We start from the raw sequence: 12,380 nt of genomic DNA on the forward strand, positions 1-12,380 counted from the left end.
CGGTACTGGAGTTGCCCATCGCGTCACATGAGCGATGCCAAGTGGGATAAGTCCCACGTGGGCTATAACGAACGCGTCTCTGAACACAGTTACCGCTCCCCGGCGAGTACGTGAGGTCGCATGCGTGGCAATGACGTGCTCCCGCAACTCCTTGCGGGCGGCGTGCTTCGATGCACTGTACTTCCACGCATCGACCTGGCTCACCTTCTTCGAAGCGACCGCCACTCCAGCGAACGCGAGCACCGCAAAGATCTCGATGACAAGGCCGACGAACCACATCAGTCCACGAGGAGCGCGGGCTCCTCCAGGACGGAGGCGACGTCGGCGACGAAGCGGCTCATGCCGTCGCCGTCGATCACGCGGTGGTCGAACGAGCCGGCGACCGTGGTCACCCAGCGCGGACGCACCTCACCGTCGACGACCCACGGCTTCTGACTGATCGTGCCCATCGCCACGATGCCCGCCTCGCCCGGGTTGATGATCGGCGTTCCCGCATCCATCCCGAACACACCGATGTTCGTGATGGTGATGGTGCCGCCCTGCTGGTCGGCCGGAGGCGTCTTGCCCTCCCGCGCCGTCAGCGTCAGCCGGTTCAGGGCTCGGGCGAGCTCCTTCATGCTGAGGTCCTGGGCGTCCTTGATGTTCGGCACGAGCAGGCCGCGCGGCGTGGCGGCCGCGATGCCCAGGTTCACGTAGTGACGGACGGCGATCTCGGCCCCGGCCTCCGTATCGATCCACGCGGCGTTCACCATCGGGGTGCGTCGCACCGCCCAGATCACCGCGCGCGCCATGAGCAGCAGCGGCGAGACCTTGATGTCGGCGTAGTCCGGCGACGCCTTGAGGCGCTTCACGAGCTCCATCGTGCGGGTCGCGTCGACCTCCTTCCACACCGTCACGTGCGGGGCCGAGTACGCACTCTGCACCATCGCCGACGACGTGGCCTTGCGCACGCCCTTCACCGGGATCGATTCGGTGCGGTCGTCGCCCGCCGCCGAGGGCCGGGTGGCCGTGAGGCCCCGCGCCAACCCGGACGGCGCCGCCGACGGAGCGGGCACCGTCTCCTCGCGCACACTCCCCCACTCGGGCGTCTCGATGTTGCGGAACACGCTGGCCTGCGAGGCGTGCTTCACCACGTCGTCCCGGGTGACCTCGCCGTCCGCACCCGTCGGGGTGACCGTGGTGAGGTCGACGCCGAGGTCGCGGGCGAGCTTGCGGATGGGCGGCTTCGCGATCACGCCCACCGACGACCGCACGGGGCGCTCGGCCGGACGCTTGCGGCGCGACGTCGCCCCGCCGCCCGAACCGTAGCCGACCAGCACCGAGCCGCCACCCTCCTCGGGAGCGGGTGCTTCGGCCGTGACGACGGCGCCGGGACCGGCGTCATCGCGGGCGTCCGTCACGAACGTGATGATGGGGGTCCCGACCTCGACCGTCGCTCCCTCGTCGACGAGCAGCTCACCCACGACGCCCGCGTGCGGAGAGGGCAGCTCGACCAGCGACTTCGCGGTCTCGATCTCGCAGATCACATCGTTGATGGCGACCCGGTCGCCCGGTGCCACCTTCCACGCGACGATCTCCGCCTCGGTCAGACCCTCACCGACATCGGGAAGGGGGAAGTTCTGCGTGCTCATGCGTGATCCTCTCGTGGACCGGATTCAGTAGGCGAGGGAGCGGTCGACGGCCTCGAGGATGCGGTCGGCATCCGGCAGGTACGCGCCCTCCAGCTTGGCGGCAGGGAACGGCGTGTCGTAACCCGACACCCGCAGCACGGGCGCCTCGAGCGCATAGAACGCGCGCTCCATCACGGTCGCCGCGATCTCGCTGCCGAGGCTCGTGTGACCGGGAGCCTCCTGCGCGTAGACCATGCGGCCGGTCTTGCGCACCGAGCCCAGGATGGGGTCGTAGTCGACCGGCGACAGCGACCGCACGTCGACGACCTCGCAGCTCGTGCCCTCGGCCTCCGCGAGCGCCGCGGCCTGCAGCAGCGTGGTGACCATCGCGCCGTGGCCCACGAGGGTGACGTCGCTGCCGGTGCGGACCACCCGGGACGAGTGCAGCGGCACGGCCGACGCGTCGAGCTCGACCTCCCCCTTGGGCCAATACCGGCTCTTGGGTTCGAGGAAGATCACCGGGTCGTTCGACGCGATGGCCTCCTGGATCATCCAGTACGCGTCGTTCGCGGTCGACGGCGACACCACGCGCAGACCGGGGGTATGCGTGAAGTACGCCTCCGGACTCTCCTGGTGGTGCTCGACCGCGCCGATGTGGCCGCCGTAGGGAATGCGGATCACGATCGGCAGGCTGAGCGAACCCGCGTGGCGGTTAGTGAGCTTCGCGAGCTGCGTCGTGATCTGGTCGAACGCCGGGAACACGAACCCGTCGAACTGGATCTCGACCACCGGACGGAACCCGGCCATCGCCAGGCCGATCGCGGTGCCGACGATGCCCGACTCCGCCAGCGGCGTGTCCAGCACCCGCCGGTCGCCGAAGTCGCGCTGCAGGTGCTCGGTGATGCGGAACACGCCCCCGAGCTTCCCGATGTCCTCACCCATCAGGAGGACCTTCGGGTCGTCCTCCATCGCCTTGCGCAGCCCCGCGTTCAGCGCCTTGCCGAGCGGCATCGTCTCCAGGGTCACCGGGCGTCTCCTTCGAACGAGGCCTCGTACTGCGCACGCCACGCCTTCTGCTGATCGATCAGCGGGTGCGGGTCGCTGTACACGTGGTCGAACATCTCGTCGGGGTCGGGCATGCCGAGGGTCACCGCGCGCGCGCGCAGATCCTCCGCGGCGTCGGCCGCCTCCGCGTCGACCTCGTCGAAGAACCGCGCTGAGGCGCCGCGATTCTCCAGGAACGCGCGCATGCGCACGATCGGGTCGCGTCCCTCCCACATCAGCTCTTCGTCGTTGCCGCGGTACTTGGTGGGGTCGTCGCTCGTGGTGTGCGCACCCAGCCGGTAGGTCACGGCCTCGATCGCGCGCGGACCGCCGCCCGCGCGTGCCTCGTCGAGCGCCACGCGGGACACCGCGTAGCTGGCGAGCACGTCGTTGCCGTCGACGCGCACGCTGGGAATGCCGTATCCGGCGCTGCGCTGCACGAGCGGCACGCGCGACTGCGTGGTCACGGGCACCGAGATCGCCCAGTGGTTGTTCTGCAGGAAGAACACCGTCGGAGCCTGGTAGCTCGCGGCGAAGACCATGGCCTCGTGCACGTCGCCCTGGCTGGAGGCTCCGTCGCCGTAGTAGACGATGACGGCCTCGTCCCGCTCGGGGTCGCCGGTGCCCGAGCGTCCGTCGAACGCGACCCCCATCGCGTAGCCCGCCGCGTGCAGCACCTGCGACCCCAGCACCAGGGTGTACAGCCGCGTGTTGCCGTTCTTCGGGTCGGTGGGGTCCCAGCCGCCGTGCGAGACACCGCGCATCAGCTTGATGATGTCGAGCGGGTCGACGCCGCGGATGCGCGTGACCGCGTGCTCACGGTACGACGGGAAGATCGTGTCCTGCGCGCGGGCGGCGCGACCGGAGCCGACCTGCGCCGCCTCCTGGCCGCGGCTCGGGGGCCAGAGGGCGAGCTGCCCCTGGCGCTGCAGATTCGTCGCCTGGGTGTCGATGGCCCGGATGCTCACCATGTCGCGGTAGAACTGCTCGAGCTCGGCGTCGGGGATCGCCTCGACGAGCGGCAGATACTGTTCGGCCTCCGCCGTGGGCGCGACCTTTCCGGTCTCGTCCAGCACGCGTACGAGGGGGGTCTCTGGGGTGCTCACGGGCCCCACGCTACCCGTGCCGGCATTCCGGGTCACGCATACCTAGGGCCCCCTCGTATCTTCGCGGAAGCCCGAGATTGCGCGGATCCCGGGGTGTCAGCGCTGGGCTGCGGCGACCTCCAGCACGCGGTCGAGCGACTCCTCCTCGCCGACCGAGATGCGGATCCCGTCGCCCGAGAAAGGCCGCACGATGAGGTCGGCGGCCACGAAAGCGGCGGCCACCTCGTCGGTGCGCTCCCCGGTGGGCAGCCACACGAAGTTGGCCTGCGAGTCGGGCACGTCCCAGCCGAGCGCGCGGAGCCCGGCCACCAGGCGCTCACGGCGCTCCACGATGACCGCGACGCGCTCGAGCAGCTCATCCTCGGCGTCGAGGCTGGCGATCGCGGCGCTCTCGGCGGCGGACGTGACCGACAGCGGGATACCCGTGGTGCGTGCCGCGTCGAGCACCTTCTCGTGCCCGATCGCGTAGCCCACGCGGAGACCGGCCAGGCCGTACGCCTTGGAGAAGGTGCGGAGCACGACCACGTTCGGGTGCCGCTCGAACACGCGGGCGGCGAGACCGTCGACGGCGTCGGGTGCGGTCACGAACTCGGCGTACGCCTCGTCCAGGATCACGAGCACGTCGGCCGGAACGCGGTCGATGAAGCGGTCGAACTCCGACGCCGTGATGATCGGGCCGGTCGGGTTGTTGGGCGTGCACAGGATGATGGCGCGCGTGCGGTCGGTCACCGCCGCGGCCATCGCGTCGAGGTCGTGCCGCGCATCGGCCGTGAGCGGCACCTGCACGCCGGTCGCCCCGGCCACGAGCGGCAGGCTCGGGTACGCCTCGAACGACCGCCACGCGTAGACCACCTCGTCGCCGGCCGACGCGGTCGCGAGGATCAGCTGGTGCAGGATCGACACGCTCCCCGAGGCGACGTGCACCTCGTCGGGCCGCACGCCGTAGCGCGCCCCCAGACGCTCCCGCAGCCGCCCGGCCGTGGCGTCCGGGTAGCGGTTGATCGGGGTGGTGCGCTGCAGCGCGTCGACGACCGAGGGCAGCGGCTCGAACGGGTTCTCGTTGCTGGACAGCTTGAAGGCCTCGGGCCCCGCCTGCTTCCCCTGCCGATACGGCGCGAGGGCGGCGATGGCGGGACGGATGCGGGGCAGGATGGGCTCGGTCACGCGTCGAGTCTAGGCTGACAGCTCACGGTCGCCGTGGGACACTGAACGGACTATGCGCTTCATCATCCGCGTCGTCGTCAACGCCTTCGCCATCTGGGTCGTCACCCTCATCCCGGTCCTTCAGGTGACCGTGACCGCCTTCCCCCCGGGAGAGACCCTGCAGCTCGTGCTCACGCTGCTCGCGGTAGGCGCGATCTTCGCCCTGGTGAACACCATCATCGGCACGGTCGTGAAGGTCGTGGCCTTCCCGCTGTACATCCTCACGCTCGGGCTCATCGGCTTCGTGATCAACGGCTTCCTGCTGTGGCTGACGGCCTGGATCACGAGCAGCTTCGGCTGGGGGCTGTCGGTCGGCTCATTCTGGTGGGGCGTGCTGGCCGCCCTGATCATCTCGATCATCAACGGGATCTTCGGCGCCATCCTGCGTCCGCAGAGCAAGCGCTCGCGCCGCGACTGACGTGGGGCCGTTCGAGCCGCAGCCCCTCGGCGAGCGGCAGGGACGAGATGCGGCGGCGGGCGTGACGCGGCGCGCCGTGGTCGCCGCGGCCTGGAGTGTTCCCGTGGTCGCGGCCGTTGCCGCGGCCCCGGTCGCCGCGGCGAGCGCGACCCCGGAGCTGACGGCCTGGACCGTGACCGCGTGCGAGTCCGCCGACCGCATCACCCTCATGCTGCGCAACGACACCGCGGATCCCCTCCAGACGTACCTCGAGCTCACCGCCGACGGCGCTCAGCCGGACGCGGGCCCCGGCCCCCTGCTCTCCCCGGGGGAGACCCGCCCGTTCGGCTTCAGGCTCGTGCCCAACGGCGGGTACACGATCCGCGCGAGCACCGACGGGGGGCTCCGGTTCCAGCAGCGCGTGGAGCTCGACTGCGCTCCGCTCGGACTGACCGCGCGGATCGACCCGGACGACGGCTCCGGCGTGCTGACCGTGCACGTGCGCAACGACTCGACGGCGCCCATGACCGTGACCGTCGCGTTCGACCTGGGCAGCGACGGCAGCCCCGAGTCCACGGACACCGTGGTGCTGGCGCCCGGCGAGGAGCGCGCCCTGCCCTACCCCGCCCCGCAGACGGACTTCACCGTGCGGGTGTCGAACGACCAGGGGTACGCGCTCGTGGAGTCGTTCGCGTTCGCCTAGCCGCACCGTGGCGGACCGCAGCAGTTCATCCGACGCGTTCGGCACGGTACTCCGTACGCTCCACCTCGGTGGCCTCGCCCAGTTCGGTCCAGTACCGGCCGAGGGCCTCGGCGCGCGGGTCAGACGACGCGTCCACCAGGCGGGCGGTCTCCTCGTACTCCTCGATCCCGTGCGACCCCAGTCCCAGATCGTCCGGGCCGGGCAGCGGTTCGACGAGCCTGCTGGCCGTGAAGCTGTCGGCCGAACCCGTGCCCTCAGCGGAGCCGCCCGTCGCGAGCCGGGAGACCACATCGTCGGCATGGCGCAGCTGCACGAGCGTCTGATCGTCGTCCAGCGTCGGCTCCGACGGACTGCCCGCCGTGATCTGCAGCTCCACGTCGAAGTCGCTCTCCATCGCGACGTGCGCGGCGATCATGCCCGACTGCGAGTACGCCACGACGTCCACACGATCCCCGGGCTGCGCCCCGGACGCGGCGAGCGCATCGAGGGTCGCCTGGTACGACGCCGACCGCGTACCGGCGTACAGCTGCACGTTCGAGCGCATGTCCCACGGCTCCGTCCCGGTCGGCGCGAGCGACACCGACCGCGTGCCGGAGAGATACGCCACGTAGCGGGTCGCACCGTCCTTCATCGTGTAGCGCTCGACGGCCACCTGGGCGCCGCCGCTCTCCGGAAGACGGCGCAGCGCCGCGGTGAGGTCGGCAGGAGCCCGCGGCGCGGACCGGGCGACCGCCGTCACGCGCACCGGATCGGCGTGACCCCGGAGGCGCTCCCCCGGCTGCACCTTCGCGAAACCGGTGGTCGAGCCGAGCAACTGGGTCACCGCCGCCGCCGGAGCCACCGACGGCCCGAGCCCGCCGAGGAGCAGCCCGGGGCCGAGGAGCGGACGGGTCGTCCACTGCAGCACGAGCGCGGTCGCGACGAGGCCGAGAGCCGGGTCGGCGGCGAGCAGACGGTCGAGCCGAGCCTGCGCCGCCGTGGCCGCGCCCGCATCCGTGTGAGCGAGCGCCTCGACCTTCGCCCGCAGCTCCACGATCTCGAACACGTCGGCCGTGCGTCGCGCTCCGTCCGCCGCGTGTGCGAGCTCGGCGGCGACCTCGTGCAGCACCTGGGCCGCGGCGCGCAGCGCGGGGAGCGGCACCCCCTCGAAGGCCTCGGGATCGGACGACACCGCGACTCGGGCCTGCTCGACCGCCGTCGCCGCTCGTCCGCACGCCCCCGCGGCCGCGGCGATCCGCGCAGCCACGGCCCGCAGCTCCTCGGTGTCGACCGCGATCACTCCGCCGTGGTCGATGCTCAGCCCGCCCACCGGTCGCCTCCCAGGCAGTGGTCGCGCACACCGCGGAGCCGTTCGACCTCGGCAGACGCGGCGTGGTGCTGCCGCTCGATCCCCTCGTGCAGCGCCCGGAGCGCTGCGGACTCCCACGCCGTGTCGTCGACCACCGCGCGCAGCGTGCCGACGGCGTCGTTCAGCGCGTGCAGCGCATCGCCCAGATGGCTCGAGGCGCGGATGCGGGCCCAGACGTGCGGTGGAGTGTCGAAGGTGGTGGCGGTGAACGCGGTCATGGCTCCACCCTGCGCGAGCGCCGACATGGCTCCCGACCCGGTTCGCAGCGCCCGTGAAGAGATCGCGCGGATGCACAGACGTGCAGGAAGGGCGGGTCCCGCGAGGCCGCCGCTGTGCAGGAGGCGCCCCGACCGGCAGAATGGTCACCGTGACAGCCCAGGATCCCTTCCGCGTGATCTTCGTCTGCACGGGCAACATCTGCCGCTCCCCCATGGCCGAGGTCGTGTTCCGCGACCTCGCGGAACGCCAGGGCCTCGGCGCGCGGATCGTCTCGCGCAGCGCGGGCACGGGCGACTGGCACCTGGGCGAGCGCGCCGACCACCGCACGATCGACTCGCTCGCGCGCCGCGGCTACGACGGCTCGCAGCACCGCGCCAAGCAGTTCACGTTCGCGTCGTTCGCGGAGAACGACCTCGTGGTCGCGCTCGACCGCACGCACGAGCGCATCCTGCGGGAGTGGGCGCGCGACGAAGACGAGGAGGGCAAGGTCACGCTCCTGCTCTCGTTCGACCCGAACGCGCCGAGCCCCGACGTGCCGGACCCCTACTACGCGGGCGCCGAGATGTTCGATTCGGTGCTCGGTATGATTGAGACCGCGACGCGGGGGCTGTTCCGCCAGCTCGAACCCGCTCTGCGCCCGCCCCGCACGCCCCGACTCTGAGGGGCCCGATCAGGAGGACTCCCCTGACTTTCCAGCCCTCGCTCCCGCCGCAGCCCCTGAGCCCCCTCGACGGTCGCTACCGCGGTGCCGTCACCGGACTCGCCGACTTCCTCTCCGAAGCCGGGCTCAACCGCGCGCGCGTCGAGGTCGAGGTGGAATGGCTGATCGCGCTCACCGACCGCTCGCTCTTCGAGACGAGCCCGCTGTCGGACGCCGACAAGGAGCGCCTGCGCGCGCTGTACCGCGACTTCGGCCAGGCCGAGATCGACTGGCTCGCCGAGAAGGAGGCCGTCACGCAGCACGACGTGAAGGCCGTGGAGTACCTGGTGCGCGACCGTCTCTCGACGCTCGGACTCGACGCGATCGCCGAGCTCACGCACTTCGCCTGCACGAGCGAGGACATCAACTCCGCCTCCTACGCCCTCACCGTCAAGCGCGCGGTCGAGGAGGTCTGGCTCCCGGCCCTCGACACCGTGATCGCGAAGCTGCGCGAGCTGGCGGTCGAGCACGCCGACGCCGCGATGCTGTCCCGCACGCACGGCCAGCCCGCCACGCCCTCGACCATGGGCAAGGAGCTCGCGGTGTTCGCGTGGCGGCTGGAGCGCGTCCGTGCGCAGATCGCCGGCACCGACTACCTCGCGAAGTTCTCCGGCGCGACCGGCACCTGGTCTGCACACCTGTCCGCCGACCCCGACGCCGACTGGCCCACCATCGCCCGCGAGTACATCGAGGGCCTGGGGCTCGGCTTCAACCTCCTGACGACGCAGATCGAGTCGCACGACTGGCAGGTCGAGCTCTACGACCGCGTGCGGCACGCCGGTGGCATCCTGCACAACCTCGCCACCGACATCTGGACGTACATCTCGCTCGGCTACTTCGCGCAGATCCCGGTCGCCGGTGCCACGGGCTCGTCGACCATGCCACACAAGATCAACCCGATCCGCTTCGAGAACGCCGAGGCGAACCTGGAGATCTCCGGCGCCCTGTTCGCGTCGCTCGGGCAGACCCTCGTCACGAGCCGCCTGCAGCGCGACCTCACCGACTCCACCACGCAGCGCAACATCGGTGTCGCGTTCGGGCACTCGCTGCTCGCGCTCGACAACCTGCGCCGGGGACTCAACGCGATCTCGCTCTCGCGCGACGTGCTGCTCGCCGACCTCGACGGCAACTGGGAGGTGCTGGCCGAGGCGATCCAGACGGTCATCCGGGCCGAGGTGGTCGCCGGGCGCTCCACCATCACCGACCCGTACGCGCTGCTCAAGGAGCTCACGCGCGGGCACCGCGTCGGCGCGGCCGAGCTCGCGGCATTCGTCGAGGGTCTGGAGATCGGCGACGCCGCCAAGCAGCGCCTGCTCGCCCTGACCCCCGCGACCTACACGGGTATCGCCGAGCGCCTCGCCCGCTGAGCCCGCGCGCGGTCAGCCGGAGTACGACTCCACGCGGTCGCGCGGCATGAACGACGCCGCGAGCAGGGTGAGCAGCGCGGTCACGGCGACCGCGATGAACACCCCGACCGACGCGTGCACGATCGTGCCGGGGTCGTCCGGCCCTGCCCCCTGGGAGATGATCGCGTTCGAGATCGCCCCGAACACGGCCACCCCGACCGCGCTGCCTGCCGAGCGGGCGAACGCGTTCATGCCGGTCACGGCACCGCGCTCACCCCACTCCACCGACGACTGCGCGGCGATCAGGGTCGGCGCCGCGCTCCACCCCAGGCCGAAGCCCAGCACGAACGCGATCACGGCGAGCACGTACGGGTTCGGCCACGACGCGACCGAGGCCAGGACGATCGCCGCGACCGAGGCGATGCTCATGCCGATCAGCGTGGTGCGGCGGAAGCCGATGCGCAGGTACAACCGCCCCACGTTGGCCGCGGCGATGGGCCACCCGAGCGTGAGCGCGGCCACGGCGAGGCCCGACAGCAGCGGCACGATGCCGAGCGAGCCCTCCAGGTAGGTGGGCGCGAAGCTGGTCACGCCGATCATGAGCGCCCCCACGCCGAGCGACACGAGGGTCGTGGTGAGGATGAGCCGGCGCGAGACGAGCCGCAGGTCGACGATCGGCTCCGGTGCCCGCCGCTCCACCAGCGCGAACAGCACCAGGGCCGCGATCCCCGCCCCGAAGCACAGCGCGCTCGGCGCCGACAGCCACTCCCAGGCGTTGCCGCCCTCGAGCAGCCCGAGGATCACCCCGGTCAGGCCGACCGTCAGCAGCACGGCCCCGAGGTAGTCGATGCGGTGCCGTTGCGTCTGCTTCTGCTCCGTGTACCTCCGCAGCAGCACCCACGCGGCGAGCAGGCACAGGGGGATGTTGATCAGGAAGATCCAGCGCCACGCGTCGAGCTGGGCGAACACGCCGCCGAGGGCCGGTCCGACCACCGACGACACCGCCCACACGCTGGCGATGTAGCCCTGCACCTTCGCGCGCTCGGCGACCGTGTAGATGTCGCCGACGATCGTCATCGACATGGGGGCGACGGCTCCGGCGCCGAGCCCCTGGACCACCCGGAACGCGATGAGCGCCGGCATGCTCCACGCGAGACCGCAGAGGATCGAGCCGAGCAGGAACAGGGCGATGCCGAGCAGGATGATGGGCTTGCGTCCGACCGTGTCCGCGAAGCGCGAGTAGATGGGCACGCTCACGGCCTGGGCGAGCAGGTACACCGAGAAGAGCCACGGGAACTGCTGGTAACTGCCGAGGTCGCGCACGATGCTGGGCACGGCGGTGGCCAGGATCGTGGCGTCGATCGCGATGAGACCCGTCGAGAGCATCAGCGCCGCGAGCACCGGTCCGCGTTCCGAGCGGAGTCCGACGGAGGCGCGATCGATGGGGGTGCTCACGTCAGGCACAAGCCGCCCGCCCGCCGGAGTATTCCGACGGACGGGCGGCCGAGGGTCGTCACTTCGCGGTGCCGGAGCGCCCGGGGGCCTGGTCGTCACTGTCGGGCTTCTCGCCCGGCTCGGCGTCGTACAGCACCGGCCGGTCGATGGTCTTGGTCACATCGGCCGGGTCGACCGCGAGGATCAGCATCGCGAGGATCAGCAGGGTCACGATGAACGCGGAGCCACCCACGACCAGGCTCAGGGCCAGCGGCGTGAGCCCTTCGTACGTGCCGTTCGCGATGGCCGTGTTCACGCGCAGGGTGAAGGCACCGGTCGACACCAGCGTGACCACCATCGCGAACACGCCGCAGCCCAGCGCGATGCCGAGCAGGTGGAGCGGACGCAGGATGTCCCGCCGGGTGGGCTTCTCGTCGCTCATCGCTCTCCTCCGTGCTGGACCGGCTCGCTCTGGTCGTCGTGGGGGACCTCCGGCGCGTCGGCGCGCTTCGGGGTCAGTCCCGCAATGCCGAGGAAGACGGCGACGATCGCCGCGTAACCGCCGAACATGCCCACGCCCAGGATGATGCCGGAGAGCACGAACGTGCCCGCCGCGTCGATCGTGTACTCCTGCACGAACCCGGCCGGGATCAGCAGCATCACCACCGCCAGCAGGAGCGTCAGCGCGCCGACCGTGATCGCGTCGCGGGCGAGCATCCCGCCGACGCGACGCGCCCGGATGCCCGCGAGCAGCTCGATCCCGCCGCTGAGCACCGCCCACGAGATCACCACCACGAAGAACACGTCGTCCGTGCGCCAGGCGGGGACGCCGCTCGCCATGCCGGCGAGGGCGCTCACCACGGCGAGCAGGATGGAGGACCAGCGCGAACCCGCGGGCAGCACCAGCCAGGCGGCCAGCACGTGCACGAGCGCCGTCACCAGCACGAACCCGCTGAACACCGACAGCCCCACCGGGGCGGAGTGATCCGACGAGAAGGTGATCATGAGGGCGGCGACGGCCGCGAACAGTGCGCGCAGCAGTTGCACGTGGCGCATGGTGAACGCGCGAGCAGGGGCAGACATGCAGAGTCCTCCGGGGTTTCCCCCCAGTCTACGCGGGGGCGGGAGACGCCAGCGCCGGGCGGATGCGCGTGAAGCCCGGCGGATCTCCCCAGATCGATTGCCGGGCTTCACGACATACGCAGCACGGGGGGCGTCACTGCGTCGGGCCGGACGGTCGCGGGGTCGGGCACCTCCCCCACACGTCAGA

At 71.2% G+C, this 12,380-nt stretch carries 13 protein-coding genes; 4 read left to right on the forward strand and 9 right to left on the reverse strand.

Annotated elements, in window-relative coordinates; genetic code table 11:
• Nucleotides 1–278: 278 nt before the first annotated feature.
• From ACFWCH_RS04515 to ACFWCH_RS04530, 4 genes are all read right to left on the reverse strand, one after another.
• Entirely contained in the window at nt 279–1,631 is a 1,353-nt protein-coding gene (locus tag ACFWCH_RS04515) for a dihydrolipoamide acetyltransferase family protein (protein ID WP_136032052.1), read from the reverse strand.
• A gap of 24 nt (nt 1,632–1,655) precedes the next feature.
• Nucleotides 1,656–2,621: an alpha-ketoacid dehydrogenase subunit beta gene (locus tag ACFWCH_RS04520; RefSeq protein WP_168387233.1), complete on the reverse strand. Its 966-nt coding sequence runs from the start codon at nt 2,619–2,621 to the stop codon at nt 1,656–1,658.
• A gap of 11 nt (nt 2,622–2,632) precedes the next feature.
• Nucleotides 2,633–3,760, reverse strand: a complete 1,128-nt coding sequence (locus ACFWCH_RS04525) for a thiamine pyrophosphate-dependent dehydrogenase E1 component subunit alpha (protein WP_378803000.1) — start codon at nt 3,758–3,760, stop codon at nt 2,633–2,635.
• 96 nt (nt 3,761–3,856) lie between these two features.
• Nucleotides 3,857–4,924: a histidinol-phosphate transaminase gene (locus ACFWCH_RS04530; protein WP_136032044.1), complete on the reverse strand. Its 1,068-nt coding sequence runs from the start codon at nt 4,922–4,924 to the stop codon at nt 3,857–3,859.
• 52 nt (nt 4,925–4,976) lie between these two features.
• Between ACFWCH_RS04530 and ACFWCH_RS04535 the strand changes: the two genes are divergently transcribed.
• Both ACFWCH_RS04535 and ACFWCH_RS04540 read left to right on the forward strand, forming a co-directional pair.
• Entirely contained in the window at nt 4,977–5,381 is a 405-nt protein-coding gene (locus tag ACFWCH_RS04535; protein WP_136032042.1) for a phage holin family protein, read from the forward strand.
• Between the two features lies 1 nt (nt 5,382).
• Nucleotides 5,383–6,063: a hypothetical protein gene (locus ACFWCH_RS04540; RefSeq protein WP_378803001.1), complete on the forward strand. Its 681-nt coding sequence runs from the start codon at nt 5,383–5,385 to the stop codon at nt 6,061–6,063.
• A 25-nt stretch (nt 6,064–6,088) separates the two neighbouring features.
• Here ACFWCH_RS04540 and ACFWCH_RS04545 read toward each other — a convergent pair whose 3' ends face one another.
• Both ACFWCH_RS04545 and ACFWCH_RS04550 read right to left on the reverse strand, forming a co-directional pair.
• Entirely contained in the window at nt 6,089–7,372 is a 1,284-nt protein-coding gene (locus tag ACFWCH_RS04545) for a hypothetical protein (RefSeq protein ID WP_378803002.1), read from the reverse strand.
• On the reverse strand, nt 7,360–7,629 hold the full coding sequence (locus tag ACFWCH_RS04550) for a hypothetical protein (RefSeq protein WP_136032036.1): 270 nt from the start codon (nt 7,627–7,629) through the stop codon (nt 7,360–7,362). Before ACFWCH_RS04550 ends, ACFWCH_RS04545 begins: the two co-directional genes overlap by 13 nt.
• A gap of 140 nt (nt 7,630–7,769) precedes the next feature.
• Between ACFWCH_RS04550 and ACFWCH_RS04555 the strand changes: the two genes are divergently transcribed.
• Together ACFWCH_RS04555 and purB are read left to right on the forward strand one after the other, a co-directional pair.
• A complete protein-coding gene (locus ACFWCH_RS04555) occupies nt 7,770–8,291 on the forward strand; it encodes a low molecular weight protein-tyrosine-phosphatase (RefSeq protein WP_205812681.1) in 522 nt (173 codons plus the stop codon).
• A gap of 23 nt (nt 8,292–8,314) precedes the next feature.
• On the forward strand, nt 8,315–9,697 hold the full coding sequence (purB, locus tag ACFWCH_RS04560) for an adenylosuccinate lyase (RefSeq protein ID WP_136032033.1): 1,383 nt from the start codon (nt 8,315–8,317) through the stop codon (nt 9,695–9,697).
• Nucleotides 9,698–9,709: 12 nt separating this feature from the next.
• On the opposite strand, the gene ACFWCH_RS04565 is transcribed toward purB, so the two are convergent.
• From ACFWCH_RS04565 to ACFWCH_RS04575, 3 genes are all read right to left on the reverse strand, one after another.
• On the reverse strand, nt 9,710–11,062 hold the full coding sequence (locus ACFWCH_RS04565; protein WP_378803840.1) for an MFS transporter: 1,353 nt from the start codon (nt 11,060–11,062) through the stop codon (nt 9,710–9,712).
• A gap of 127 nt (nt 11,063–11,189) precedes the next feature.
• Nucleotides 11,190–11,552 carry a hypothetical protein gene (locus ACFWCH_RS04570; RefSeq protein WP_136032030.1) on the reverse strand — a complete coding sequence of 121 codons (363 nt, stop codon included), beginning with the start codon at nt 11,550–11,552 and terminating at the stop codon, nt 11,190–11,192.
• Entirely contained in the window at nt 11,549–12,193 is a 645-nt protein-coding gene (locus ACFWCH_RS04575) for an acyl-CoA synthetase (protein ID WP_136036388.1), read from the reverse strand. The genes ACFWCH_RS04570 and ACFWCH_RS04575 overlap by 4 nt, the downstream gene beginning before the upstream one ends.
• Between the last annotated feature and the right edge of the window lie 187 nt (nt 12,194–12,380).

This window comes from Microbacterium sp. NPDC060132 (genome assembly GCF_042729675.1).
GTDB classification, from domain to species: domain Bacteria; phylum Actinomycetota; class Actinomycetes; order Actinomycetales; family Microbacteriaceae; genus Microbacterium; species Microbacterium sufflavum.

Coding starts and splice junctions, on each gene's coding strand:
- ACFWCH_RS04515 (WP_136032052.1), bottom strand. CDS start 1,631: ATGAGCACGCAGAACTTCCCCCTTCCCGATGTCGGTGAGGGTCTGACC.
- ACFWCH_RS04520 (WP_168387233.1), bottom strand. CDS start 2,621: ATGCCGCTCGGCAAGGCGCTGAACGCGGGGCTGCGCAAGGCGATGGAG.
- ACFWCH_RS04535 (WP_136032042.1), top strand. CDS start 4,977: ATGCGCTTCATCATCCGCGTCGTCGTCAACGCCTTCGCCATCTGGGTC.
- ACFWCH_RS04550 (WP_136032036.1), bottom strand. CDS start 7,629: ATGACCGCGTTCACCGCCACCACCTTCGACACTCCACCGCACGTCTGG.
- ACFWCH_RS04555 (WP_205812681.1), top strand. CDS start 7,770: ATGGTCACCGTGACAGCCCAGGATCCCTTCCGCGTGATCTTCGTCTGC.
- ACFWCH_RS04565 (WP_378803840.1), bottom strand. CDS start 11,062: ATGCTCTCGACGGGTCTCATCGCGATCGACGCCACGATCCTGGCCACC.
- ACFWCH_RS04570 (WP_136032030.1), bottom strand. CDS start 11,552: ATGAGCGACGAGAAGCCCACCCGGCGGGACATCCTGCGTCCGCTCCAC.
- ACFWCH_RS04575 (WP_136036388.1), bottom strand. CDS start 12,193: ATGTCTGCCCCTGCTCGCGCGTTCACCATGCGCCACGTGCAACTGCTG.